This is a genomic window from Klebsiella sp. CN_Kp113, assembly GCF_040064585.1.
Classification (GTDB): Bacteria; Pseudomonadota; Gammaproteobacteria; order Enterobacterales; family Enterobacteriaceae; genus Klebsiella; species Klebsiella michiganensis.
The window spans coordinates 1-25,556 of record NZ_JBEAID010000052.1 but is presented as its reverse complement, the minus strand read 5'-3'; the positions used below and the strand labels follow the sequence as shown (position 1 = coordinate 25,556).

Below are 25,556 nucleotides of genomic sequence, written 5' to 3'. Positions count from 1 at the left end.
CGGAGAAAGTATCGGCAACTAAAAATGGTTGCAGGCGTTCACAGTATCTACCGGCTCGCAGACGGCGGGGACCTTGTAGCCCGGGCAAGGCGCGTTAAGCGCCGCCCCCGGGAGCAGACCGCAGTGAATCTGTAGCCCGGCTAAGCGCAGCGCGAGCCGGGTAAACAAGCCCATCAGGGCGCTCTGAACAGATCCAGCAGCGTGGCGACCTGCTCATCAATAGGTGTTAAATCACGCTTAACGATCAGGTGCAGCGGCGTTGCCCGCCGCGCGCCGTGTCCCAGCGGCAGCGCCTTCAGCACCCCTTGTTGAAGCTGTGGGCCAATGCGCTCTTCCGGCAGCCAGCCAAACCCGACCTGATACAGCACCGCATCGATGGCGGCATCAATAGTGGAAAACGTCCATGCATCGCGGGAAGATTGCGGGTCGTTGCTGCGGTCGGCGATGCGCACCAGCGGCCAGGGGGCCAGCGCGCTGTCGTCCAGCGGCCCCGCCAGCGCGGAGAGTGGATGATCGCGATGGGCGACGGCGACAAAATCAATGTTCATCAGCCATTCGCCACGGCCGGTAATATCCTGACGGCGGGTCAGCACCATCACGTCCGCCTCGGTGCGGGCCGGATGCTCTTCCTCAACGTTTTCCAGCACTTCGGTCAACCTGACCTGAGTTTGCGGGTAACGCTGTTGAAACTGGCGCAGAATGGCGAACAGCCGCTGGCGTGGGAAAATGCTGTCGACCACCAGATCCAGCCGGGTCCGGGCGCCGTCTCGCAGGGTGGCGGCATGGGTTTCGACATAAGAGAAGGCCTGCAGCAGCGGCTTAACCTGGCCGAGCAGCAGCTCGCCTGCCGGGGTCAGCACCGCGCGACGGCCCGATGGCGTCAGCAGCGTGACGCCCAGCCGCTCCTGCAACAGCGCGAGATTATAGCTCACCGACGACTGGCTGCGGTGGGTCTCGTCCGCCGCCTTCGCGAAGCTACCCAGCTCGACAACTTTCTCCAGCAGCGCCCATTGTTCCAGCGTAGTCTTGTGCATAATCAATCTAAAAAGTGAATGAGTTTAATCCAAACATAGCGTTATTCATCCATTTTTTAAAGCAGTATGCTTGTTCTCAACAAACAGAGGAGAACAGATTATGAGCACATTCGACAAACATGACCTGAGCGGTTTTATCGGCAAACATCTGGTTTATACCTACGATAATGGCTGGAACTACGAAATTTACGTTAAAAACGGCACCACCCTGGATTATCGTATTCACAGCGGTATCGTCGCGAATCGTTGGGTGAAAGATCAGCAGGCTTATATCGTTCGCGTCGGCGAAAGCATCTACAAAATTTCCTGGACCGAACCGACCGGTACCGACGTGAGCCTGATCGTTAACCTCGGCGACAAACTGTTTCACGGCACCATCTTTTTCCCGCGCTGGGTAATGAATAACCCGGAGAAAACCGTCTGCTTCCAGAACGATCATATTCCGCTGATGGTCTCTTATCGTGAAGCCGGTCCGGCTTATCCGACAGAAGTGATTGATGAGTTTGCCACCATCACTTTTGTGCGCGATTGCGGTGCGGATAATGACGAAGTGATTAATTGCCCGGCTAACGAATTACCTGACAACTTTCCTGCCAACCTGTAATCATTTTGAAATAGTTTCGTGATTCGACTGGATTTTTTATATTTGCTGAACGATGTTTAAAGATAGCTTATTGGAATCTGGTTGAGCATCCGTTTACTTTTCGCCAATGCGTTCCCGCTATTTCTCCGTCCGGCGGGAACGCTATAGCGCCTTTTTCTGCGATAAATTCCACTCTATCTCAATGATTTTTAACAAAATCATCATGCATATCTAATTAATATTAATTTCTTAATATTATCCTAAGCAAATCTGACTAAATTTAATAACATCTGAATACAAAATAATGAAATGCGCCATCGGGCTGATTTCGCTTTCATTTTCATTTTGTTTAGGTCAGCAGGTGCAGGATATTTCTTATCGACCCGGTTTTTCGCGGGTCATTCACAGAACAGGAACATGATGAGCGATTTTTTGCCGTTTTCGCGCCCGTCGATGGGCGACGCAGAGCTGGCTGCGCTGCGTGAAGTTTTGCAATCGGGCTGGATCACCACTGGACCGAAAAATCAGGCGCTGGAAGAGGCGTTCTGCACGTTAACCGGCAACCGTCACGCCATCGCCGTCAGTTCGGCGACCGGCGGCATGCACGTCACGCTGATGGGGCTGGGTATCGGTGCGGGCGATGAAGTGATCACCCCTTCCCAGACCTGGGTCTCCACGCTGAACATGATCTGCCTGCTCGGCGCGACCCCGGTGATGATCGATGTCGATCCCGATAACCTGATGATTACCCCCGAAGCGGTTGAAGCGGCAATCACCCCGCGAACCAAAGCCATTATCCCTGTGCACTATGCTGGCGCACCGGCGGATATTGACGCCATTCGCGCGATTGGCGAGCGTCACGCTATTCCGGTGATTGAAGATGCCGCCCACGCGGCGGGGACGTACTACAAAGGCCGCCACGTCGGGTGGCGCGGTACCGCCATTTTCTCATTCCATGCGATCAAGAATATGACCTGCGCCGAAGGCGGGCTGGTGGTGACCGACGATGACGAACTGGCCGCGCGCATTCGCAGCCTGAAGTTCCACGGCCTCGGCGTTGACGCTTATGACCGCCAGACCCTGGGCCGCGCCCCGCAGGCGGAGGTGATTTCGCCGGGCTTTAAATACAATCTCGCGGATATCAACGCCGCGCTGGCGCTGGTGCAGCTGGATAAGCTCGCCCACGCCAATCAGCGCCGCGCCGCCATTGCGCAACGCTATCTGCGCGAGCTGGCGGATACGCCCTTCAGGCCGCTGGTGGCGCCGTCGTGGGAGCATCAGCACGCCTGGCACCTGTTTATTATCCGCGTTGACGAAGCCGCCTGCGGCATCAGCCGCGATGCGCTGATGGAAAGACTGAAGGCCATGGGCATTGGCACCGGCCTGCACTTCCGCGCGGCCCATACGCAAAAGTATTACCGCGAGCGTTTCCCTGAAGTTTCATTACCGCATACGGAATGGAACAGCGCGCGCATTTGTTCCATTCCGTTGTTCCCGGATATGACCGATGACGATGTCACTCGGGTCATTTCCGCACTGCACCAGCTGTCAGGACGTTGATATGTTTAGCTATCCTCCCGTGAAAAAGGTCTCGGTCGTTATTCCTGTGTATAACGAACAGGAGAGCCTGCCGGAGCTTATCCGCCGCACCGACACCGCCTGCGCGACGCTCGGACGGCAATATGAAATTCTGCTGGTCGACGACGGCAGCAGCGATGACTCGGCGCGAATGCTCACCGAAGCCGCCGAGGCCGAAGGCAGCCACGTGGTGGCGGTCCTGTTGAACCGCAACTATGGTCAGCACTCGGCGATTATGGCGGGCTTCAGCCACGTTACCGGTGACCTGATCATTACCCTTGATGCCGACCTGCAAAACCCGCCGGAAGAGATCCCGCGCCTGGTCGAGAAGGCCGATGAGGGCTACGACGTGGTCGGTACCGTGCGCCAGAACCGCCAGGACACCTTCTTCCGTAAAAGCGCCTCGAAGATGATCAACCGCCTGATCCAGCGCACCACCGGTAAAGCGATGGGCGACTATGGCTGCATGCTGCGCGCCTATCGCCGCCATATCATCGACGCGATGCTCAACTGCCATGAGCGCAGTACGTTTATCCCGATTCTGGCGAACACTTTTGCCCGCCGGGCGGTTGAGATCCCGGTGATGCACGCCGAGCGCGAATTCGGCGATTCCAAATACAGCTTTATGCGCCTGATTAACCTGATGTACGACCTGGTGACCTGCCTGACCACCACGCCGCTGCGCCTGCTGAGCCTGTTCGGCAGCGTCATCGCTCTGCTGGGCTTCGCCTTCGGCCTGATGCTGGTGGTGCTGCGTCTGGTGTTTGGTCCCCAGTGGGCGGCGGAAGGGGTGTTCATGCTGTTCGCGGTGCTGTTCATGTTTATCGGCGCCCAGTTCGTCGGGATGGGCCTGCTCGGGGAGTATATCGGCCGCATCTATAACGATGTCCGCGCCCGCCCCCGCTACTTTATTCAACGTGTTGTTCGCCAGCCGGAAACGGCATCTCAAGAGGAAGATCGTTCATGAAAGCCGTAGTCTTCGCTTATCACGATATGGGTTGTGCAGGTATTCAGTCTCTGCTGGATGCCGGTTATGACATCGCCGCTATTTTTACCCATCCGGATAACCCTGGCGAAAACCATTTTTTTGGCTCCGTGGCGCGTATTGCCGCTGAGCAAGGCATCCCGGTATGGGCGCCGGAAGATGTGAATCATCCGCTGTGGATCGAACGTATCCGTGAGATTAAACCGGACGTGCTGTTCTCGTTCTACTACCGCAACCTGCTGTGCGATGACATTTTGAATATTGCGCCGCAGGGGGCTTTTAACCTGCATGGTTCACTGCTGCCAAAATACCGCGGCCGCGCGCCGCTGAACTGGGTGCTGGTGAACGGCGAAAGCGAAACCGGCGTGACGCTGCACCGTATGGTTAACCGCGCCGATGCCGGCAATATCGTGGCGCAGAAAAGCGTCGCGATCGGCGCGGATGACGCGGCGCTGGCGCTGCACCGTAAGCTCTGTTCCGCGGCGTCGGAACTTTTGGCTCAGGCGCTGCCCGCCATCCGCGACGGCAAAACCGAAGAGCGCGCCCAGGATGAAAGCCTGGCGACTTACGTCGGTCGCCGTACGCCGGAAGACGGTCGCCTCGACTGGGAACGCTCGGCCCAGACGCTGCACAACCTCGTCCGTGCGGTCTCCGATCCGTGGCCGGGCGCGTTCGGCTACGCCGGCGCGAACAAGTTTATCGTCTGGAAATCCCGCGTGCGCCACGATCTGGCCGCCGCCAAAGCGGGGACGGTGATCTCCGTTGCGCCGCTGGTGGTCGCCTGCCAGGAAGGGGCGTTAGAAATCGTTACCGGGCAGACCGAGCGCGGCGTTTATATGCAGGGTACGCAGCTGGCGCAGGCGCTTGGCCTGGTTGCCGGCGCGGTGCTGAGCAGCAAACCGGTGGTGGCGATTAAGCGCCGTACCCGCGTGCTGATCCTCGGGGTGAACGGCTTTATCGGCAACCACCTGACCGAGCGTCTGCTGCAGGACGACAACTACGAGATTTACGGCCTGGACATTGGCTCCGACGCTATCAGCCGCTTCCTCGACAACCCGCGCTTCCACTTCGTTGAAGGCGATATCAGCATCCACTCCGAGTGGATCGAGTACCACATTAAGAAGTGCGACGTGGTCCTGCCGCTGGTGGCGATTGCCACGCCAATCGAATATACCCGCAACCCGCTGCGCGTGTTTGAGCTGGATTTCGAAGAGAACCTGAAGATTATCCGCGACTGCGTGAAATACGATAAGCGCATCATCTTCCCGTCGACCTCGGAAGTGTACGGCATGTGCACCGACAATAACTTCGATGAAGATACCTCCAATCTGGTGGTCGGGCCGATTAACAAACAGCGCTGGATCTACTCGGTCTCCAAGCAGCTGCTGGACCGCGTGATCTGGGCCTACGGCGATAAGAACGGCCTGAAGTTTACCCTGTTCCGTCCGTTTAACTGGATGGGGCCGCGCCTCGATAACCTCAACGCCGCGCGCATCGGTAGCTCTCGCGCCATCACCCAGCTGATCCTGAACCTGGTTGAAGGTTCGCCGATCAAGCTGATTGAGGGCGGTAAGCAGAAACGCTGTTTTACCGATATCAGCGACGGTATCGAAGCGCTGTTCCGCATCATTGAGAACAAAGACGGCCGCTGCGACGGGCAGATCATCAACATCGGCAACCCGGATAACGAAGCGAGTATCAAAGAGCTGGCGGAAATGCTGCTGGCCTGCTTTGAACGCCATCCGCTGCGCGACCGCTTCCCGCCGTTTGCCGGGTTCCGCGAAGTGGAAAGCAGCGATTACTACGGTAAAGGCTACCAGGACGTCGAACATCGTAAGCCGAGCATTCGCAACGCGAAGCGCTGCCTGAACTGGGTGCCAACGGTGGAAATGGAAGAGACCGTGGAACACACCCTGGACTTCTTCCTGCGCACGGTTGAGCTGACGGACAGCGGAAAATCATGAAACAGGTCGGCTTACGCATAGATGTCGATACCTTTCGCGGCACGCGGGACGGGGTCCCGCGGCTGCTGGCTCTGCTGAGCCAGCACGGGATTCAGGCAAGCTTCTTTTTCAGCGTCGGGCCGGACAACATGGGGCGCCATATCTGGCGCCTGATAAAACCGAAGTTTCTGTGGAAGATGCTGCGCTCAAAGGCCGCGTCGCTGTACGGCTGGGATATCCTGCTGGCCGGTACCGCCTGGCCAGGGCGCAGGATCGGCGCCGGGAATGAGGACGTTATCCGCGCCGCCGCGCAGGAGCATGAAGTCGGCCTGCACGCCTGGGATCACTATAGCTGGCAGGCGTGGAGCGGCGTCTGGCCGCAGGAAAGGCTGACGCTGGAGGTTGAACGCGGGCTGCTGGAGCTGGAGCGGATTATCGGTCGCCCGGTAACCTGTTCCGCCGTTGCCGGCTGGCGTGCCGATCAGCGGGTGATCAAAGCCAAAGAGGCTTTCGATTTCCTCTATAACAGCGACTGCCGGGGGACCGGGCCTTTTCTGCCGCAGCTGGGGAACGGCGCGCCGGGAACCGTGCAGATCCCGGTAACCTTACCGACCTGGGATGAAGTGGTGGGCAACGCGGTGGATAGTGCGGGCTTCAACCGCTATCTGCTGGACTGCATCCATCGCGACGCGGGGACGCCGGTCTATACCATCCATGCCGAAGTGGAAGGCATCGCCTTCGCGGAGCAGTTTGATGAACTGCTGACCATGGCCGCACAGGAAGAGATCCGGTTTTGCCCGCTAAGCCAGCTGCTGCCCGCCGATTTTAGCGTGCTGCCGCGAGGTAAAGTGGTTCGTGGTGAACTGGCCGGCCGGGAAGGCTGGCTTGGACGTGAACAATTACTCAATTCGGGTGTTTGATGAAAAGCATTCGCTACGGCGCCTCTCTGGTCGCCCTTTTTGTCCTCTACTATTTACTGCCGCTTAACTTCCGCCTGCTCTGGCAGCCTGATGAAACCCGCTACGCGGAGATCAGCCGCGAAATGCTGGCGACCGGCGACTGGGTGGTGCCGCATTTCCTCGGGCTGCGCTACTTTGAAAAGCCCATTGCCGGCTACTGGATCAACAGCATCGGCCAGTGGCTATTCGGCCACAATAATTTTGCCGTCCGCTTTGGGGTGGTGTTTTCCATTACCGTCACCGCTCTGCTGGTCGCCTGGCTGGCATGGCGTCTTTTCCGCGATAAACGCGTCGCGATCCTGTCACCGGCGATCTTCCTGACCGCGCTGCTGGTTTACGGTATCGGCACCTACGCGGTGCTCGACCCGATGATCACCATGTGGATGGCGCTGGCGATGTGCAGCTTCTGGGGCGCGGCGCAGGCCCAAAGCCACGGCGGCAAAATTCTCGGCTATGTTTTACTCGGCGTGGCCTGCGGGATGGGGGTGATGACCAAAGGCTTCCTCGCGCTGGCGGTGCCGGTGGTCGGGGTACTACCGTGGGTGATTGCGCGTAAGCGCTGGCGCGAAGTGTTGACTTACGGCTGGCTGGCGGTGGGCGTCTGCGCGCTGGTGGTGCTGCCGTGGGGTCTTGCCATCGCCAAACGCGAGCCGGACTTCTGGCGCTACTTCTTCTGGGTGGAGCATATCCAGCGTTTCGCGGAAAAAGATGCCCAGCATAAAGCGCCGTTCTGGTACTACATTCCGTTCCTGATTGCCGGCAGCCTGCCGTGGCTGGCGCTGCTGCCGGGTGCGCTCAAGCGCGGCTGGACCGAACGCGATGAGTCGCGCGGTGCGCTCTATTTGCTCGGATGGGTGGCGATGCCGTTCCTGTTCTTCAGCATTGCTAAGGGTAAACTCCCAACCTATATCCTGCCCTGTTTTGCTCCCCTGTCGATTCTGATGGCGCGCTACGCGCTGGACGCGGCGAAGGCGGGGGCGAAGGCGCTGAAAATTAACGGCGCGATCAACCTGGCCTTTGGCCTGATTGGCCTGGTCGCCGTGCTGGTGGTTTCGCCGTGGGGCTTTATGCACAAGCCGGTATGGAGCCATATTGAGCTCTATAAGTGCCTGCTGGCGGCGCTGATATTTGGCTGCTGGGCGCTGATGGGCTGGCTGGCGATGAAGGACAACGGCCGCCGCTGGACCCTCGCCGCCTGCTGCCCGCTCGGGCTGGCGCTGCTGGTGGGCTTCGCTATCCCGGATCGGGTGATCGACAGCAAGCAGCCGCAGTTCCTGGTGGATATCGTCAGCGAATCGCTGACCCCGAGCCGCTACGTGTTGACCAATAACGTCGGTATCGCCGGCGGGCTGTCGTGGGAGCTCAAGCGCAGCGATATCATTCTGTTCGACAAGCAGGGCGAGCTGAAGTACGGTCTCTCCTGGCCGGACGCGCAGCACCAGTTTGTCGATCAAGCCCATTTTGCTGACTGGCTAGCGACGCACCGCCAACAGGGCCCCGTCTCGCTGGTTCTGCTGATGGATAAAGGAGAAAGTATGGCTGATTTAGCGCTACCGAAACCGGATAGCTCCTACGAGCTTGGGCGCGTGGTGTATATCCAGTATCTGCCGCAATGAGCGTCTGGATCTGTCTGGTTTTCGCCAGCCTGCTGAGCTGCGCCGGACAGCTGTGCCAGAAACAGGCGACCCGCCCGTCCAAATCCGGGCGGCGCGGGTACCATATCCTTGTCTGGCTGGGGCTCGCGCTGCTCTCTCTCGGCTGCAGCATGCTGCTGTGGCTTAGCGTGCTGCAGTCGATCCCGGTCAGCATCGCCTATCCCATGCTGAGCCTGAACTTCGTCTGGGTGACGCTGGCGGCGTGGGGGATCTGGCGCGAGCCGGTCGCGCGTCGCCACTGGCTTGGCGTGGGACTCATCGTCGTTGGGATCGTTATTCTCGGGAGCCGTATCTGATGGGCTTAATCTGGGCGTTGTTCAGCGTCGGCCTGGCGAGCGGCGCGCAGCTGCTGCTGCGCAGCGCGATGGTCGAGCTCCCGCCGCTGACGGAGATATTCACCTTCCTCAACCATCTGCTGCATCTGCGGGCGGGCACGTTTGGCCTGGCGTTCGGGCTTATGGGTTACCTGCTGTCGATGGTCTGCTGGTACTTCGCCCTCCATCAACTGCCGCTGGCGAAAGCCTACGCGCTGCTGAGCCTGAGCTACATCCTGGTATGGGCCGCCGCCATCTGGCTCCCCGGCTGGCATGAGCCTTTCCACTGGCAATCGCTGCTGGGCGTGCTGCTGATTGTCGCCGGGGTGCTGACGATCTTCTGGCCGGTGAAGCGGCAGGGCTAGCCCGGTAGCCTGCTTTTGGGGCGCCCGGGCCCGAGCAGGATGGCTAACTTACTGCCGCCCCTGGTGGTCTCCATCCATATTTTACACACGCTGGTTAACGGTACCGACAGCAGCATTCCCACCGGGCCAAGCAGCCATCCCCAGACCAGCAACGAGAGGAAAACCACCAGCGTAGACATGCCCAGCCGGTGGCCCATCATGCGGGGTTCGAGAATATTGCCGATAATCATGTGCACGACTAAAAAGAGTGCGCCGACCAGCAGGCATTCATAATATCCGTTAAAAAGTAACGCCTGGATCATCGGCGGGACGGCGGAAATCACCGAGCCAATGTTAGGCACATAGTTCAGCAGAAAAGCCAGCACGCCCCACATCAGCGCAAACTGCACCCCCATCAGCATCAGCCCTAACCAGATAATCACCCCGGTCCACAGGCTGAGCAGCGTTTTCAGCGCCAGATAATGCGAAACGCCTTTTAACGCCCGATGAAGACCGGCGATGTGGATTTGCGGGTTGTTGAGGGCAAAACGGAGTTTATAGGGCACATGCCGGACTTCAAAAAGCATAAATACCACCGTCATAACCAGCAGAACGACGCTGGCCATGGCGCCGGACAGCCCGGTCATCAGGGTGGTCGTGAACGTCATCAGCTTGTCGGAGTCTATGCGTTGCAGCATACGCTCCGGGGACATATGAATATGCAAAAAGGGCAGCGCCTCCTGCAGCCGCAGGACTTTTGCCGTCAGCTCTTTATTATATTTTGGCATCATGGCGACAAATTCGTTAACCGACGCGGCCAGTACGCCAATTAACGCGGTGAGCACGATCAGCATCACCACCACCACGATAGTAATGGCGACCGGGCGACGCACGCCGCGGCGAATAAACCAGGTGACCAGAGGGTTGAGGACAATGGCGAAGAACAGCGCCAGTAATAGCTGCACGATGATATCTGCCGCGGCGTGAATACCGGCGAGGATAACCACCAGTGACGCCAGTTTGAGCAGAATATGCATGCCCGTTTTATCGGGCTGAGGGGTTGTCATTCACTCTTCCTTTCTATGATTTTCATTAAGTGTAGCGGCTGGCTTGCTGCCAGGAATCCTAATCTGGCTGCTGATTTATAACGTGTGGCGTGGTAGAAATGAAACACAGTTGTAAAAATCTGGTGGAACCCGATGCCCGAAACCGTCGCCGAACCGGCGCTTAATGGATTGCGCCTCAATCTGCGGATTGTCTCTGTCGTGATTTTTAACTTTGCCAGCTACCTGACCATTGGCCTGCCGCTGGCGGTCTTGCCCGGCTATGTTCATGATGTGATGGGGTTTAGCGCCTTTTGGGCCGGGCTGGTGATTAGCCTCCAGTACTTCGCTACGCTGCTCAGCCGCCCTCACGCCGGGCGCTATGCCGATCTTCTGGGGCCAAAAAAGATCGTCATTTTCGGCCTGTGCGGCTGCTTTCTGAGCGGACTCGGCTATCTGCTGGCGGCGCTCTTCGGCGGCTTGCCCGTGGTTAGCCTGGCGCTGCTGTGCCTTGGCCGGATTATCCTCGGCATCGGGCAGAGCTTCGCGGGAACCGGCTCCACGCTGTGGGGCGTCGGGGTAGTCGGTTCGCTGCATATCGGGCGGGTTATCTCCTGGAACGGCATTGTCACCTACGGAGCGATGGCGATGGGCGCGCCGCTCGGCGTGCTCTGCTACTCGCTGATTGGCCTGCACGGGCTGGCGTTGACCATTATGGCGGTCGCCCTGGTGGCCGTGCTGTGCGCGTTGCCGCGGGCGGCGGTCAAAGCGGGCAAGGGTAAAGCGATGTCGTTTCGCGCGGTGCTGGGGCGCGTCTGGCTCTACGGCATGGCGCTGGCCCTGGCTTCGGCGGGTTTTGGCGTTATCGCCACCTTTATCACTCTGTTTTATGATGCTAAAGGCTGGGACGGCGCGGCCTTCGCCCTGATGCTGTTTAGCTGCGCCTTCGTCGGCACTCGCCTGCTGTTCCCCAACGGAATTAACCGCCTCGGCGGGCTGAACGTGGCGATGCTCTGTTTTGTCGTCGAGATTATTGGGCTGCTGTTAGTGGGCCTGGCGGAGACGCCGCTGATGGCGAAAATCGGCACTTTCTTTGCCGGAGCCGGTTTTTCGCTGGTGTTCCCGGCGCTTGGCGTGGTGGCGGTGAAGGCCGTACCGCAGCAGAACCAGGGGTCGGCGCTGGCAACCTATACGGTATTTATGGATCTCTCGCTGGGGATCACCGGTCCGCTCGCCGGGCTGCTGATGGCGTGGGCGGGCATTTCATCGATCTATCTGGCGACGGCGGGGCTGGTTGCGGTGGCGCTGCTGCTGGGATGGCGGTTAAAAAAACGGCCCCCGGTCGATGAACCGGAGGCCGCGGCGTCAGGTCAGTAGTTACTGGATGACGAGGGTGTTGATAATGTTTTCCGCTTCGGTCTGCGCCTGCTGCTGGTTATCCGCTGGCAATGTGATTTGCAGCGTCAGCAGTTTGTCATCAACCTTGCCGAGAAGGACGGAAGACCAGGCGGTCTGACCCTTGGCGGAGATGATGCTGTCCAGCTGTTGCAGCGTGTGGCCTTTGATCTCAATGGATTTATTGCTCACGACCTGCAGCTGCGGGTCGCGGCTGCGCTGCTGCTCTTCCAGACGCTGGCTCATCACCGCCAGCTCCTCGTTGGTATTGTCACCCACAATCACGATCACCGCTTTCTGGCCGGTGGCATCAGAATAGACGTGCATATTGTTGGCCTGGGTGCCCAGCTTGCCGCTCTGGTCGGTCATACCGGCTGGCAGGGAGAAGCTCAGTTTGCCATCCAGCAGACTAATAGGTTGCCCGCTGGCGTTGCTTTCCGCAGCAGCCCCGGCAGTCGGCGTTTTTGTATCGCTGTTATCACAGGCCGCAAGACCTACAACCAGCAGGCCAATACCGACATATTTAACCAAATTGCGCATTGACATCTTCCTTTCGATAAACGGCCATTAACGGCTCATTCGCTTATCTTATCACATCGTTTCGTGAGTACTCTTAACCTGGCTGCAATGCGGATAAATCAGATTTATCTGCCAGTTTTTTCAGCAGCATATTCAACAACATGCCGTACATCGGCAGGAAGAATACGATGCTAATCAGCACCTTGAAGCAGTAGTCGACGATGGCGATTTCGCCCCAGTGCGCCGCCATAAACGGGTCCGGGCTGCGCCAGAAGGCGATAAAGAAGAAGGCCAGCGTATCGCTGACGTTACCAAAAAGGGTGGATGCCGTGGGCGCCAGCCACCAGCGGCGGTTTTGACGCAGGCGGTTAAAGACGTGGACGTCGAGGATTTGCCCCAGCGCGTAGGCCATAAAGCTGGCGGCGGCGATACGGGCGACAAACAGGTTAAAGCTGGTTAATGCGGCAAACCCCTGCCACTCGCCCATATAGAACAGCGCGGAAACCCCGTAGGAGATAACCAGCGCCGGGATCATGACCGCGAGGATAATGCGTCGCGCCAGCGGAGCGCCGAAAATCCGCACCGTCAGGTCGGTGGCGAGGAAAATAAACGGAAAGCTGAACGCGCCCCAGGTGGTATGAAAACCAAAGATGGAGATCGGCAGCTGCACCAGATAGTTACTGGAAGTGATGACCAGCAGATGGAAAAGCGATAGCCAGATCAGCGCTTTTTTACGCTGTACGGTAGTAAACGGACTCATATTGTGACCTTTTTAGTGGTTGGGGTGAGGGAACCCAATAAAAACGGCTGCATGATACTGCGTTGCGAGCGTATTGCAATGGTTGTTTTTCGCGCAAACGTTAACCTGGCTTGCGTACTGGCGAACTGGGGGTAAACTAGGGCCGTTTTGTTAATGTGAGATGAAAATGAGCGAACTTTTCTCCAGCCCTGACCATACGCTTGATGCGCAGGGGCTTCGTTGCCCGGAACCGGTGATGATGGTGCGCAAGACCGTGCGCACGATGCCGGTGGGCGAGACGCTGCTAATCGTGGCCGACGATCCGGCGACGACCCGCGATATTCCCGGTTTCTGCCGTTTTATGGAGCATGAGCTGCTGGCGCAGGAAACCGAGGCGCTGCCGTACCGCTATCTGATCCGTAAAAGCCACTGAGCAAGGCTACAAAAAACCAGACCGCACGAACCTGTAGCCCGGGCAAGGCGCGTCAAGCGCCGCCCCCGGGTATTGTCCCTACTTCTTACGTAGCAGCCGCAGCGCGTTAGCGGTGACCAGCACCGTCGCCCCGGTATCCGCCAGCACCGCCAGCCACAGGCCGGTGAGGCCGAGCAGGGTGGTGACGAGGAAAATCCCCTTCAGACCCAGCGCGATAGCGATATTCTGCCGGATATTGGCGTGAGTGGCGCGCGCCAGCGAAATCATCTGCGCCAGTCCGGTGAGGCGGTTGTGGGTCAATGCCGCATCGGCGGTCTCCAGAGCGACGTCGGTGCCGCTGCCCATCGCGATGCCAATGGTCGCCGCTTTCATCGCCGGCGCGTCGTTGATCCCGTCGCCGACCATGGCCAGCGGCGACTGGGTATTAAGCGCCATCACCGCCTGCACTTTATCCGCAGGCAGCAGCCCGGCGCGGAACGCCAGCCCCAGTTCGCTGGCGATAGCCGCCGCCGCGCGCGGATTGTCGCCGGTCAGTATGATTCCCTGAACGCCTAACTGATGGAGTTCATCCACCGCCTGGCGAGCATCATCGCGTAGCGTATCGCGCAGCGCCACAATCCCCAGCAGCGCCTCATCGCGCATCACCAGCACCACGGTTTGCCCCGCGCTCTCCAGCTGCTGAATAGGTTCATCGTACTGTGGATCGCGGTTTTTACCCGCGGCGCAAATCAGCACCTGACGTCCTTCAACCTGCGCCTCAATGCCGGATCCGGCCAGCGCGCGCTGGCCGCTTGCCGGCGGAATGACCAGCTGCCGCTGCTCCGCCTCACGTACGACGGCCTGGGCTAACGGGTGGCTGGAGCCTTGCTCCACGGCGGCCGCCAGCGCCAGCAGCTCGTTTTCGCCGATGTCTGCGGTCGTCATCACCGCGGTGACGCGCGGCTGGCCGATGGTCAGGGTGCCGGTTTTATCAAACGCCACCTGGCGCACGCGGCCCAGCTGCTCCAGCGCCGCGCCGCCTTTAATCAGCGCGCCGCGACGCGCCGCCACCGCCAGCCCGGAGGTAATCGCCGCCGGGGTTGAGATCACCAGCGCGCACGGACAGCCAATCAGCAGCAGCGTTAAACCTTTATAGATCCACGGCAGCCATGCGCCCGCAAACAGCAGCGGCGGAACAATGGCCACCAGCAGCGCGACCACCATAATCGCCGGGGTATAGATGCGGCTAAAGCGATCGATAAAGCGCTCAATCGGCGCGCGGCGCTCTTCCGCTTCTTCAATCAGCTTAAGGATGCGATCGATAGCGCTGTCGCCCGGTTCGGAGATCACCGTCAGCTGTACCAGACGATCGACGCTGGTCGCGCCGGCCGCCACGCGTTCCCCGGCGTTACGCTCCACCGGTACGGATTCACCGGTTAGCGCGCTCTCATCGAAGCTGGCGAAGAGCGAGAGCAGCTGGCCATCGGCGGGCAGGCGGCCTCCGGCGGCGACTTCAATCACGTCGCCGGGGCGCAGGTCGCGCTGGGCTACGGTTTCACGCACGCCGTCGCGCACGCGGATTGCCGTGTCGGGTTTCAGCGCCATCAAGGCGCTGACGCCTTGCCGCGCGCGGCTGGCGGCCCAGCCCTCAAGACGTTCGCCGATTAAGAACAGCAGCAGGACCATCGCCGCTTCGGCGGTGGCGCCGATAAACAGCGCGCCGATGGCTGCGACGCTCATCAGGGTTTCAATGGCGAACCAGCTTCCGCTTTTGATCAGGCGTATTGCTTGCCGGGCGACCGGCCACAGGCCGACCAGCGTGGTTGCGATGAAGGCAATTTCGCCCAGAGGCGGGCTGAACTGCTCCAGCCCCCAGCTGAGCGCCATCATGGCGACGAGGGTGAGGAGCGGCAGATTCTCGCGCAGCCACGAGGTGGGCTCCTCTGCCCGTGGCGCGTTTTCATCACGCAGCTGATAGCCCGCGGCGCGCACGGCGCTTTCGATCTGCGGGCGGACATTGCCCTCGGCGTTGACCAGCAGCTTTTCGGTGGCGAATAGTACCTGCACCTGGCTGACCCCCGGCACCTGGCGAACGGCGGTTTCGACCTTGCGGGCGCAGGCCGCGCAGTCCATGCCTTCTACCAGCCAGCTAAAGCGCGCGTGACTCAGCGCATCGTTTTCAGCGGCGGTTTCGCTGCTGCAGGCGTGGTCCGCGCAGCAGCTTTCCGCAGGCTGCGCGGCAGGGGTAAATTTTAACGATGAGAAGTGTGGGACTTTTTTATCCTGCGATTCTGGAGCCGACATAGGACCCTCCGGGTAATGATAATTTTCTCATTACCCGGAGGATACACTCTGGAGTCGACTCCAGAGTCAAGCGCTTAATTACAAATAGAGCGCGCGGACGATCAGGAAGTGCCCGGCGAAGTAAAATGCCGAGGAGATGGCGTTGTCAGCGCGGAAGCGGCGGCGATAATGGCTGATGAGCCAGACCGCGTTGCCGAGCAGCAGGAATGCCGCGCCAGCGAAGCCGGACAGGGCGGTATCCGTCGGGCGGGCGAACCACAGCTCCCCGGCCAGCCAGACCATCACCAGCGTCATCGCGATAAAGGTAAACACCGGCATCCGCATCTCTTCCAGACGCGTCCAGATAATCGCCAGCAGCAGCGCGCCGAGGATCAGCAGCACCAGCGGCAGCGGCCAGAAGAAAGATAGCGTCAGCTGGCTGGCAAACCAGATGGTGTAGAGCAGATGCGAGAGAAAGAACGCCCCCACGGCGTACATTACCCGCTGCCGCGGCAGCAGGGTCAGCGCATCGCCGACCAGCGAGGCGCAAAGCCCGGCCAGCACCAGATAGCTGATGGCGTTAAACATAGGCGCTTGCCAGGCCAGTAACAGAAGCAGGATCAGCGTGACGGGTTTAAACACCCAGCGACGCCAGGCAGGCCCACGATAGGACGCATCGACGTAAAGCCATGCGGAGAAACAGACAGCAATAAATGACCAAAGCATAGTAAGTCCCTGTATCTGTTATCATTACGTAAGTGATTGTACTTACAGTACTGAATCTCAGTGTAGTGGTTTGCAGAGGAAGATGACAATGATAATCAAGCCACAGTATGCTTATTCCTGATAATTCCTGGGGGCAAGGTGAATGAGTAAAGTTCCGCTGTTTTTTATGGTTGCCGTTGCCATCATTGCGATTGCCGCGTCGTATCGCTATGTGCAGCAGCGTCGGGAAAAAATGGATAACGATGCCGCGCCGCTGTTGCAAAAACGGGTGGTGGTGAGCAATAAGCGGGAGAAGGTGATTAACGATCGCCGTTCGCGCCAGCAGACGGTGGCGCCTGCCGGTAGCGAAATGCGTTATGAAGCAAGCTTCAGGCCGGAAAGCGGCGGGCTGGAAGTGGTTTTTCGTCTGCAGGCGCCGCAGTATCATGCGCTAAGCGTCGGCGATAAGGGCGTCCTGAGCTATAAAGGTTCGCGGTTTATGGGCTTTACGCCAGACCCCTGAACCTTTTCCTGGCATTACTTCTTCTTCAGGGTCGCCTTGAGCTTTTTCTGCCAGGCGACCAGTTCGAACACGCCGAAGATGAAAATACGAATCTGCTCGAAGCGCCCCAGCGGCGGCATCTCTTTCGTCTGCGTCGCCTTGAGCAGCGTCAGCTGCAGGCCGTGCATCAGAATCATAAAGATCAGCGCCACGTTAACGAAGATGTTCAGCGGTTTTGGGAACGGTTGAAACAGGTTCAGCAATAAAAACGCCCACACGCACAGCATCAGCAAGCGGCCAAAATTAATCAGCATGGTTTTCTCCTTGGGCCTCACGTTGATAGAGACGGTAGGCGACCTGTCCGGCCACTTTTTCACGATAGACGTGCCAGTTCATCGGCACCGGCGGTAAACCGTTTTCGACTTCACTCTCAATGTAGACAAGCGCTTCATCGCTAAGCCAGCCGTTGTTTTCCAGCAGCTTTAGCGTCTCTTCAAGCAGTCCTTTACGAAACGGGGGATCGACAAACACGATGTGATGCGGCGTGCCCGCCTGAGCAAGAAACGCTAAAGTATTGGTATTGACCACCTTAGCGTTGCTGGCTTTGAGGGTCGCCAGATTTTTTTGCAGCTGCTGCGCGACGCCGCGTTCCATTTCCAGCAGCGTGGCGCTGGCCGCATAGCGGGAGAGGGCTTCAAGGCCCAGCGCGCCGCTGCCGGCGAAGCAGTCGAGGCAGTTCGCGTCAACGATCGAGGGCGCCAGCCAGTTAAATAGCGTTTCGCGCACCCGGTCGGTGGTCGGGCGCAGACCCGGGCTCTCCGGCACCGGGAGTTTACGGCCCCGCCATTGCCCGCCGATAATACGGATCTGGCCGCTGCCCGCGTGGTTTGGTTTCTTCATCTCTTTGCTCAAGTCTCAACTTCCGGGCTGCTATTCTAACGATCGGCGGCGGTTGACGAAACCTTAATCCGGGGGCGGTGATGCGAGTTAAGTTAAGTGGTAGACTATCCGACTAATTTCATCATTTTTCAGCTTCCGCTACCTACTGGCCGAAGCTGTGCCATGAATTAACAGCGAGGAGTGTAGTCGCAAATGGCGAAAGACAAAAAACGTGGCTTCTTTTCCTGGCTGGGCTTTGGTCAAAAAGAACAGGCGCAGGAAAGCGAAACAGAACAAAAAGTAGAAGCCCAGCAAGAGGTTGAAGAACCGGCTCAGGAAAGCGAAGCGCCTGCGGTTGCGCCGGAAACGGTCGACGCCACTGCGACAGAGAAACAGGATGCCGAAGCCTTTGCCGCCGAGGTGGTTGAGGTGACCGAGCAGGTTGTGGAGAGCGAACAGCCGCAGGCGGTTGTCGACTCCCCGGCGGTTGAGGAGATAGCGGAGCAGCCCGCGGTTGAAGAGACGGTCGCTGAGCCGCTGGTGGAAGAGGTCATCGCCGAGCCGGTAGTGGCTGAAGTCGTCGCTGAACAGACGCCGGAAGAGGTCATTACCGAACCGGAAACGGCAGTTATTGAAGAAACCGCCGTTGACCAGCCGGAACCAGACGAAACGGTAGAAGAGGCTGAGGCCGATATCACCGATGAAGAGCTGGAAGCACAGGCTCTGGCGGCGGCCGATGCGGCAGAAAACGCCGTTGAAGTGGTGCCGGACGAAACCGTCGTGACGCCGTTAGAGCAGGAAAAACCGACCAAAGAAGGTTTCTTCGCCCGCCTCAAACGCAGCCTGGTAAAAACCAAACAGAACCTCGGTTCCGGATTTATCAGTCTGTTCCGCGGTAAGAAAATCGACGATGATCTGTTTGAAGAGCTGGAAGAGCAGCTGCTGATTGCCGATGTCGGCGTGGAAACCACGCGTAAGATCATCACGCGTCTTACCAACGACGCCAGCCGCAAGCAGCTGCGCGACGCCGAGGCGCTGTACGGCCTGCTGAAAGAAGAGATGGGCGATATTCTGGCGAAAGTGGATGAGCCGCTGAACGTAGAAGGCAAAACGCCGTTTGTGATTCTGATGGTCGGCGTCAACGGCGTCGGTAAAACCACCACCATCGGCAAGCTGGCGCGTCAGTTCGAGCAGCAGGGCAAGTCGGTGATGCTGGCGGCGGGGGATACTTTCCGCGCGGCGGCGGTTGAGCAGCTCCAGGTTTGGGGGCAGCGCAACAATATTCCGGTGATTGCCCAGCACACCGGCGCGGATTCGGCATCGGTCATTTTCGACGCCATCCAGGCGGCGAAGGCGCGCAATATTGACGTCCTGATTGCCGATACCGCGGGTCGTCTGCAGAATAAATCGCACCTGATGGAAGAGCTGAAGAAGATTGTCCGCGTCATGAAAAAACTCGATGTCGATGCGCCGCATGAAGTTATGCTGACCATTGACGCCAGCACCGGGCAGAACGCGATTAGCCAGGCCAAACTGTTCCATGAGGCGGTTGGACTGACCGGTATTACCTTGACTAAGCTGGATGGGACCGCCAAGGGCGGGGTTATCTTCTCGGTTGCCGATCAGTTCGGTATTCCGATTCGCTACATCGGTGTTGGCGAACGTATTGAAGATCTGCGTCCGTTTAATGCGGGCGACTTTATTGAGGCACTTTTTGCCCGAGAGGATTAAAAATGATTCGCTTTGAACAAGTCAGCAAAGCCTATCTCGGTGGGAGACAAGCGCTGCAGGGGGTGACGTTCCACCTGCAGGCGGGCGAGATGGCGTTTCTGACCGGCCATTCCGGCGCGGGGAAAAGTACCCTGCTGAAGCTTATCTGCGGTATCGAACGGCCCAGCGCCGGCAAAATCCTTTTCGGCGGCCATGATATTAGCCGCCTGAAGAGCCGCGAGGTGCCGTTTTTGCGCCGTCAGATTGGCATGATTTTCCAGGACCACCATCTGCTGATGGACCGAACCGTTTACGATAATGTAGCGATCCCGCTGATTATCGCCGGCGCCAGCGGGGATGATATCCGTCGTCGCGTCTCGGCGGCGCTGGATAAAGTCGGGCTGCTGGACAAAGCGAAAAACCTGCCGATTCAGCTTTCAGGCGGGGAACAACAGCGCGTGGGCATCGCCCGCGCGGTGGTGAACAAACCTGCGGTCCTGCTGGCGGATGAACCGACCGGTAACCTCGACGAGGCGCTGTCGGAAGGGATCTTACGTCTGTTTGAAGAGTTTAACCGCGTTGGGGTGACGGTGCTGATGGCGACGCATGACCTGGGGCTTATCTCCAGTCGTCCGTACCGCGTCCTGTCCCTCAGCGAGGGGCATATGCATGGAGGCCACATCGGTGAATAAGCGCGAGGCAATGAACCACATTCGCCGATTCGGCAATCGATTCGACCGTTTCCGCAATGCGGGCGGAGCGGGCGGTAGCGGCGGGCGCAATGCGTCGAAGCGGCCAAAAGCGGCGCCGAATCCGGCTTCCCGCAAGAGCAACGTATTCAATGAACAGGTGCGCTACGCCTGGCACGGCGCGGTACAGGATCTGAAAAGCACGCCGCTGGCGACGTTTCTGACGGTGATGGTGATCGCCATTTCGTTGACCCTGCCAAGCGTGTGCTACATGGTCTACAAAAACGTCAGCACCGCGGCGTCGCAGTATTATCCCACGCCGCAAATCACTGTTTATCTGGAAAAAACGCTGGATGACGACGCCGCTGCGCGGGTAGTCGGCCAGCTGCAGGCGGAGCAGGGCGTCGAGAAGGTTAACTATCTGTCGCGCGATGAAGCCCTTGGCGAATTCCGCAACTGGTCAGGCTTCGGCGGCGCGCTGGATATGCTGGAAGAGAACCCGCTGCCGGCGGTGGCGATCGTGGTGCCGAAGATTGATTTCCAGAGCGTTGAAGCGCTGAACACGCTGCGCGACCGCGTGAGCCACGTTCAGGGCGTTGATGAAGTGCGTATGGATGACAGCTGGTTTGCGCGCCTCTCGTCGCTGACCGGGCTGGTTGGACGCGTTTCGGCGATGATCGGCGTACTGATGGTGGCGGCGGTCTTCCTGGTGATCGGCAACAGCGTGCGTCTGAGCATCTTCGCCCGCCGCGATACCATTAACGTGCAGAAACTGATTGGCGCGACCGACGGCTTTATTCTGCGTCCGTTCCTTTACGGTGGGGCGCTGCTGGGGTTCTCCGGCGCGTTTCTGTCGCTGATCCTGTCGGAAATTATGGTCATGCGCCTGTCGTCGGCGGTCACCGAAGTGGCGAAAGTCTTCGGCACGCAGTTTGAACTCAGCGGCTTAGGCTTTGACGAGTGCCTGCTGATGCTGATTGTTTGCTCGATGATTGGCTGGGTCGCCGCCTGGCTGGCAACCGTTCAACATTTACGTCACTTTACTCCCGAGTAGTAAAAATCTGGTATAATCTTTCCCTGCACTGAATATCTCTCTGCAGGGAAAGAGTCCCTGTCGACGCTTCCCTAAACTTCATAACCATGTCACATTTTGTGCGTAATCTATTCACATCATTGCATGGAACTTGTGGATAAAATCACTGTCTGATACTAATGTGAGTGATATTCTCGTTGCTCATCAATGCTGGCATGTTTGTTGCTCCGTTGTGAGGACAGAAAGATGCCAGAAGATATCGATTGAGAGGATTTGAATGACCAAAGATATGCAAACTTTAGCCTTAGCCCCCGTTGGTAACCTGGAATCGTACATCCGGGCTGCTAACACTTGGCCGATGTTATCGGCTGATGAAGAGCGGGAGCTTGCTGAAAAGCTGCATTACCAGGGCGATCTGGAAGCAGCGAAAAAGCTGATCCTGTCTCACCTGCGCTTTGTTGTTCATATTGCTCGTAACTACTCGGGCTATGGCCTGCCGCAGGCGGATCTGATTCAGGAAGGCAACATTGGCCTGATGAAAGCCGTGCGCCGTTTTAACCCGGAAGTGGGCGTGCGTCTGGTTTCCTTCGCCGTGCACTGGATCAAAGCGGAAATTCATGAATACGTGCTGCGTAACTGGCGTATCGTGAAGGTCGCGACCACGAAAGCACAGCGTAAGCTGTTCTTTAACCTGCGCAAAACCAAGCAGCGTCTGGGCTGGTTTAACCAGGATGAAGTCGAAATGGTGGCCCGCGAGCTGGGCGTGTCGAGCAAAGACGTGCGTGAGATGGAGTCACGTATGGCGGCGCAGGACATGACCTTCGACATGTCGTCGGATGATGAGTCCGATAGCCAGCCGATGGCGCCGGTGCTCTATCTGCAGGATAAAACGTCTAACTTTGCCGACGGCATTGAAGACGATAACTGGGAAGAGCAGGCGGCAAACAAGCTGACCGACGCGATGCAGGGTCTTGACGAACGTAGCCAGGACATCATCCGCGCCCGCTGGCTGGACGAAGACAACAAGTCCACGCTGCAGGAGCTGGCAGACCGCTACGGCGTGTCGGCTGAACGTGTACGTCAGCTTGAAAAGAACGCCATGAAAAAACTGCGCGCCGCTATCGAAGCCTAATCTGAGCGCCAGTCCCCCGATAACGCCCCACATTACGATGGGGCGTTTTGTTTTTCTGCCTCCGCCAGCGCCTGCGGGCAGTGCATTTTCAGACACTCAAGCAGGACGTTGAACGCCGGTTCCATCTGCGTTTCCGGCTGCGAAGCAAAACCCATCAACAGCCCTTTCTTCCGCTGCGCCGTCAGGTAATAGCGCGACAGCGGACGCACTAAAATATGGCGCGCGTTGGCATCGCGGGCAATCGCCACGTCATCCGCCTCATCCGGCAAATTCAGGATCAGATGCAGTCCGGCATTATCGCTGAAGTCCGACAGCGCGTGCGGCCCGCAGTGCCGCTGAATCAGCTCGGTCAAAAAGACGCGACGGCGGCTGTAGAGCAGGCGCATGCGGCGAATGTGTGCCGAGTAATGACCGGCGTTGATAAATTCCGCCAGCGCCAGCTGGATAAGCGAATGGCCGCCGCGGTAGAGCTCGGCGTGGGCGTTTTTGAGTTCAGCCGCCAGCGGGCGAGGCAGCACGACGTAGCCCAGCCGCAGCCCCGGGTAGAGCGTTTTACTGAACGTACCGACGTAGACCACCGGCGCTTCGGGGACTAAGCCCTGTAGCGCCGGGATCGGCTGACCGGAAAAGCGAAACTCGCTGTCGTAATCATCTTCCACAATCCAGCTGCCGTGCTGATGGGCCAGAGTGAGCAGGCGCTGTCGGCGCTCAAGGCTCATTACCGCGCCGAGGGGGTACTGATGGGATGGCGTAACGAAGATCAGCCGCGGGGCTTCGGCTATGCTTTCGGGCGGGCACAGGCCGCTGGCATCAACCACCACGGGCTCGGCCCGCACTTCATTCATCGCCAGCACATGGCGAATGCCCCAGTAGGACGGCTCCTCCACCCAGGCGAGATCGCCGCGGTCGCACAGCATGCGGGTGATCAGGTCGATAGCCTGATGGATCCCTTCAGTAATAAGAATTTGATCTGCCTGGCACTGAACGCCGCGCGCTACTCTCAGATAGTCCACCAACGCGTGCTGCAGCTCGGCCGTTCCGCCGTTACAGCTATAGCTGAGCTGTTCGGGTTTTGGACGGCGGCTGATACGCGCCTGGATTTTACTGAACAGCGGGTGGGGAAACGCATTGACGTCCGGTACGCCGGGGATAAATGCCCCCCACTGACGCGGGCTGGCGCTGATGTGCCCCAGCAGATGCTGGCCGCGTCGGGAGATGGGCGCGCTGGCTGCTGGCGCAGGGCTGCTTTCACTGGCGCTGCTGGTTGGAAGAAACATATCGGGCAGCGTTTTCGCGACGAATGTTCCGCTGCCGCGACGGGACACGACATACCCCTCAGCCAGCAATTGTTCGTAAACTGTTAAAATTGTGTTGCGAGACATTTTCAGCTCTCCCGCCAGATCCCGTGAAGGGGGCAGGCGGCTATGGGGCGGGAGAGAACCATCCAGAATGGCGTGGCGAATCGCCTTGTAAAGGCGCTTGTGCAGGAGCGGATCGGTTTCTTTCTGCAATCTGACCAGCACCAGGTCTGCGATAAGCGAACGCAATTGGATCCCTCAGATAATCTGAATTGGTACTCGATTATAGGGCCAAATCCTGTGTAAATAAACGACATAGTTTCGGATTTGTTGCGATAACGTGACACACATGACAGGAGATTCTCGGTGAAAAGTTCAGAACTGAATCAGCGTCGCCAGCAGGCGACTCCGCGCGGCGTAGGGGTGATGTGCAGCTACTTTGTTGAGAAAGCGGAGAACGCTACGCTGTGGGATATTGAAGGGAATGAGGTGATCGATTTCGCCGCCGGCATCGCGGTGCTGAATACCGGCCATCGCCACCCCAAAATCGTTGCCGCCGTTGAACAGCAGCTGCAGGCCTTTACCCACACGGCTTACCAGATTGTCCCGTACGAAAGCTATGTCACGCTGGCCGAGCGGATTAACGAACTGGCGCCGATTGACGGTCCGGCAAAAACGGCGTTCTTTACCACCGGGGCGGAAGCCGTTGAAAACGCGGTGAAAATCGCGCGCGCTTATACCGGCCGTCCGGGGTTGATTACCTTCGGCGGCGGCTTCCACGGCCGTACGTTTATGACCATGGCGCTGACCGGCAAAGTGGCGCCTTACAAGATTGGTTTCGGCCCGTTCCCGGGCTCGGTTTATCACGCCGTCTACCCTAACGCCGCCCATGGCATTACCACCGCCGACGCGATGAAGAGCCTGGAGCGCATTTTCAAAGCCGATATCGCGGCCGATCAGGTGGCGGCGATTGTGCTGGAGCCGATTCAGGGGGAAGGCGGCTTTAACGTTGCCCCGCCTGAGTTTATGCAGGCGCTGCGCGCGCTGTGCGATACCCACGGCATTCTGCTGATTGCCGATGAAGTACAAACCGGCTTTGCGCGCACCGGCAAGCTATTTGCGATGCAGCACTATGATGTGAAGCCTGACCTGATGACGATGGCCAAAAGCCTGGCCGGCGGTTTCCCGCTCTCCGGCGTGGTAGGTCGCGCCGAGGTGATGGATGCGCCTGCGCCGGGCGGTCTGGGCGGCACCTATGCCGGTAACCCGCTGGCGGTCGCGGCGGCGCACGCGGTGCTGGACGTGATTGAAGAAGAACAGCTGTGCCAGCGCGCTGAGCGCTTAGGCAGCCATCTGAAAGAGGTGCTGAATCAGGCGCGTCAAAGCTGCCCGGCGATTGCTGACGTACGCGGCCAGGGGTCGATGGTGGCGGTGGAGTTTAACGATCCGCAAACCGGCGAGCCGTCGGCGGAGATCACCCGTCAAATCCAGCAACAAGCCCAGGAGAACGGCCTGCTGCTGCTGAGCTGCGGCGTCTATGGCAACGTCATTCGCTTCCTCTATCCGTTAACGATTCCGGATGCGCAGTTTACGAAGGCGCTGGATATTCTGGCCCGCGTGCTGAAGCGCTAACTTTTCGCCCGGTCAGGCTGCGGCGGCAGGGAAGCCGAAGAGAAACAGGACGCCGCTTTCTGACCAGTCATGCTCAGCGTGAGTGGTATTTCACCCTGATATCACCTTTTTTCCGGCGGCGTACGCTGCCGGAATAAAACGGAATCTATGGTCACTCCCGTTTTTGCAACACCGATTTTGACGACAAGTT

The 25,556-nt window shown here is 58.7% G+C and carries 25 protein-coding genes; 16 read left to right on the top strand and 9 right to left on the bottom strand.

The window, feature by feature from the left end:
• Window positions 1–173: 173 nt before the first annotated feature.
• Window positions 174–1,034 carry a LysR family transcriptional regulator gene (locus ABLV30_RS26465; protein ID WP_014227126.1) on the bottom strand — a complete coding sequence of 287 codons (861 nt, stop codon included), beginning with the start codon at window positions 1,032–1,034 and terminating at the stop codon, window positions 174–176.
• Between the two features lie 97 nt (window positions 1,035–1,131).
• Between ABLV30_RS26465 and ABLV30_RS26460 the strand changes: the two genes are divergently transcribed.
• The 8 genes from ABLV30_RS26460 (at window position 1,132) to arnF (ending at window position 9,416) form a co-directional block, all read left to right on the top strand.
• Window positions 1,132–1,638, top strand: a complete 507-nt coding sequence (locus tag ABLV30_RS26460) for a phenolic acid decarboxylase (protein WP_025106840.1) — start codon at window positions 1,132–1,134, stop codon at window positions 1,636–1,638.
• 399 nt (window positions 1,639–2,037) lie between these two features.
• Entirely contained in the window at window positions 2,038–3,177 is a 1,140-nt protein-coding gene (arnB, locus tag ABLV30_RS26455; protein WP_004855110.1) for a UDP-4-amino-4-deoxy-L-arabinose aminotransferase, read from the top strand.
• A 1-nt stretch (window position 3,178) separates the two neighbouring features.
• Window positions 3,179–4,162 carry an undecaprenyl-phosphate 4-deoxy-4-formamido-L-arabinose transferase gene (gene arnC, locus ABLV30_RS26450; RefSeq protein WP_004126208.1) on the top strand — a complete coding sequence of 328 codons (984 nt, stop codon included), beginning with the start codon at window positions 3,179–3,181 and terminating at the stop codon, window positions 4,160–4,162.
• Window positions 4,159–6,144 carry a bifunctional UDP-4-amino-4-deoxy-L-arabinose formyltransferase/UDP-glucuronic acid oxidase ArnA gene (arnA, locus tag ABLV30_RS26445; RefSeq protein WP_032751591.1) on the top strand — a complete coding sequence of 662 codons (1,986 nt, stop codon included), beginning with the start codon at window positions 4,159–4,161 and terminating at the stop codon, window positions 6,142–6,144. The genes arnC and arnA overlap by 4 nt, the downstream gene beginning before the upstream one ends.
• A complete protein-coding gene (gene arnD, locus ABLV30_RS26440; RefSeq protein ID WP_014227123.1) occupies window positions 6,141–7,043 on the top strand; it encodes a 4-deoxy-4-formamido-L-arabinose-phosphoundecaprenol deformylase in 903 nt (300 codons plus the stop codon). The genes arnA and arnD overlap by 4 nt, the downstream gene beginning before the upstream one ends.
• Window positions 7,043–8,698: a lipid IV(A) 4-amino-4-deoxy-L-arabinosyltransferase gene (arnT, locus tag ABLV30_RS26435; RefSeq protein WP_046877707.1), complete on the top strand. Its 1,656-nt coding sequence runs from the start codon at window positions 7,043–7,045 to the stop codon at window positions 8,696–8,698. Before arnD ends, arnT begins: the two co-directional genes overlap by 1 nt.
• Window positions 8,695–9,033 carry a 4-amino-4-deoxy-L-arabinose-phosphoundecaprenol flippase subunit ArnE gene (gene arnE, locus ABLV30_RS26430; RefSeq protein ID WP_032751588.1) on the top strand — a complete coding sequence of 113 codons (339 nt, stop codon included), beginning with the start codon at window positions 8,695–8,697 and terminating at the stop codon, window positions 9,031–9,033. The genes arnT and arnE overlap by 4 nt, the downstream gene beginning before the upstream one ends.
• Complete coding sequence (arnF, locus tag ABLV30_RS26425) at window positions 9,033–9,416, top strand: 4-amino-4-deoxy-L-arabinose-phosphoundecaprenol flippase subunit ArnF (RefSeq protein ID WP_004855095.1); 384 nt, start codon at window positions 9,033–9,035, stop codon at window positions 9,414–9,416. Before arnE ends, arnF begins: the two co-directional genes overlap by 1 nt.
• On the opposite strand, the gene ABLV30_RS26420 is transcribed toward arnF, so the two are convergent.
• Window positions 9,413–10,462 carry an AI-2E family transporter gene (locus ABLV30_RS26420; protein WP_009654337.1) on the bottom strand — a complete coding sequence of 350 codons (1,050 nt, stop codon included), beginning with the start codon at window positions 10,460–10,462 and terminating at the stop codon, window positions 9,413–9,415. The two genes, arnF and ABLV30_RS26420, sit on opposite strands and share 4 nt — an antisense overlap.
• Before the next feature lie 132 nt (window positions 10,463–10,594).
• Between ABLV30_RS26420 and ABLV30_RS26415 the strand changes: the two genes are divergently transcribed.
• Window positions 10,595–11,815, top strand: coding sequence for an MFS transporter (locus ABLV30_RS26415; RefSeq protein WP_265801995.1), 1,221 nt, complete (start codon window positions 10,595–10,597; stop codon window positions 11,813–11,815).
• On the opposite strand, the gene ABLV30_RS26410 is transcribed toward ABLV30_RS26415, so the two are convergent.
• Window positions 11,816–12,373 carry a DcrB family lipoprotein gene (locus ABLV30_RS26410; RefSeq protein WP_004855087.1) on the bottom strand — a complete coding sequence of 186 codons (558 nt, stop codon included), beginning with the start codon at window positions 12,371–12,373 and terminating at the stop codon, window positions 11,816–11,818.
• A 73-nt stretch (window positions 12,374–12,446) separates the two neighbouring features.
• Window positions 12,447–13,112: a 7-cyano-7-deazaguanine/7-aminomethyl-7-deazaguanine transporter gene (locus tag ABLV30_RS26405; RefSeq protein WP_025106844.1), complete on the bottom strand. Its 666-nt coding sequence runs from the start codon at window positions 13,110–13,112 to the stop codon at window positions 12,447–12,449.
• Between the two features lie 166 nt (window positions 13,113–13,278).
• Here ABLV30_RS26405 and tusA point away from each other — a divergent pair, with 166 nt between their 5' ends.
• Window positions 13,279–13,524 (top strand): sulfurtransferase TusA, encoded by a 246-nt coding sequence (gene tusA / locus ABLV30_RS26400; RefSeq protein WP_004106582.1) that lies wholly within the window; start codon window positions 13,279–13,281, stop codon window positions 13,522–13,524.
• 78 nt (window positions 13,525–13,602) lie between these two features.
• On the opposite strand, the gene zntA is transcribed toward tusA, so the two are convergent.
• Window positions 13,603–15,807, bottom strand: a complete 2,205-nt coding sequence (gene zntA / locus ABLV30_RS26395) for a Zn(II)/Cd(II)/Pb(II) translocating P-type ATPase ZntA (RefSeq protein WP_348865693.1) — start codon at window positions 15,805–15,807, stop codon at window positions 13,603–13,605.
• 78 nt (window positions 15,808–15,885) lie between these two features.
• A complete protein-coding gene (locus ABLV30_RS26390) occupies window positions 15,886–16,512 on the bottom strand; it encodes a lysoplasmalogenase (RefSeq protein ID WP_004106578.1) in 627 nt (208 codons plus the stop codon).
• 142 nt (window positions 16,513–16,654) lie between these two features.
• Between ABLV30_RS26390 and ABLV30_RS26385 the strand changes: the two genes are divergently transcribed.
• Window positions 16,655–17,014, top strand: coding sequence for a DUF2500 domain-containing protein (locus ABLV30_RS26385; protein WP_025106846.1), 360 nt, complete (start codon window positions 16,655–16,657; stop codon window positions 17,012–17,014).
• Window positions 17,015–17,028: 14 nt separating this feature from the next.
• Here ABLV30_RS26385 and ABLV30_RS26380 read toward each other — a convergent pair whose 3' ends face one another.
• Together ABLV30_RS26380 and rsmD are read right to left on the bottom strand one after the other, a co-directional pair.
• Window positions 17,029–17,307 carry a DUF1145 family protein gene (locus ABLV30_RS26380; RefSeq protein WP_004106574.1) on the bottom strand — a complete coding sequence of 93 codons (279 nt, stop codon included), beginning with the start codon at window positions 17,305–17,307 and terminating at the stop codon, window positions 17,029–17,031.
• Complete coding sequence (gene rsmD, locus ABLV30_RS26375) at window positions 17,297–17,893, bottom strand: 16S rRNA (guanine(966)-N(2))-methyltransferase (protein WP_014227097.1); 597 nt, start codon at window positions 17,891–17,893, stop codon at window positions 17,297–17,299. The genes ABLV30_RS26380 and rsmD overlap by 11 nt, the downstream gene beginning before the upstream one ends.
• 192 nt (window positions 17,894–18,085) lie before the next feature.
• Between rsmD and ftsY the strand changes: the two genes are divergently transcribed.
• The 4 genes from ftsY (at window position 18,086) to rpoH (ending at window position 22,436) form a co-directional block, all read left to right on the top strand.
• Window positions 18,086–19,603 carry a signal recognition particle-docking protein FtsY gene (ftsY, locus tag ABLV30_RS26370; RefSeq protein ID WP_122117643.1) on the top strand — a complete coding sequence of 506 codons (1,518 nt, stop codon included), beginning with the start codon at window positions 18,086–18,088 and terminating at the stop codon, window positions 19,601–19,603.
• A gap of 2 nt (window positions 19,604–19,605) precedes the next feature.
• Window positions 19,606–20,274 (top strand): cell division ATP-binding protein FtsE, encoded by a 669-nt coding sequence (gene ftsE / locus ABLV30_RS26365; RefSeq protein ID WP_004106557.1) that lies wholly within the window; start codon window positions 19,606–19,608, stop codon window positions 20,272–20,274.
• Window positions 20,267–21,325, top strand: coding sequence for a permease-like cell division protein FtsX (ftsX, locus tag ABLV30_RS26360; protein WP_025106848.1), 1,059 nt, complete (start codon window positions 20,267–20,269; stop codon window positions 21,323–21,325). The genes ftsE and ftsX overlap by 8 nt, the downstream gene beginning before the upstream one ends.
• Before the next feature lie 256 nt (window positions 21,326–21,581).
• Window positions 21,582–22,436, top strand: coding sequence for an RNA polymerase sigma factor RpoH (gene rpoH, locus ABLV30_RS26355; protein ID WP_004106554.1), 855 nt, complete (start codon window positions 21,582–21,584; stop codon window positions 22,434–22,436).
• A 32-nt stretch (window positions 22,437–22,468) separates the two neighbouring features.
• On the opposite strand, the gene ABLV30_RS26350 is transcribed toward rpoH, so the two are convergent.
• Complete coding sequence (locus ABLV30_RS26350; protein ID WP_032751582.1) at window positions 22,469–23,983, bottom strand: PLP-dependent aminotransferase family protein; 1,515 nt, start codon at window positions 23,981–23,983, stop codon at window positions 22,469–22,471.
• 117 nt (window positions 23,984–24,100) lie between these two features.
• Between ABLV30_RS26350 and ABLV30_RS26345 the strand changes: the two genes are divergently transcribed.
• On the top strand, window positions 24,101–25,366 hold the full coding sequence (locus ABLV30_RS26345; protein ID WP_004116085.1) for a 4-aminobutyrate--2-oxoglutarate transaminase: 1,266 nt from the start codon (window positions 24,101–24,103) through the stop codon (window positions 25,364–25,366).
• Window positions 25,367–25,556 lie beyond the last annotated feature (190 nt).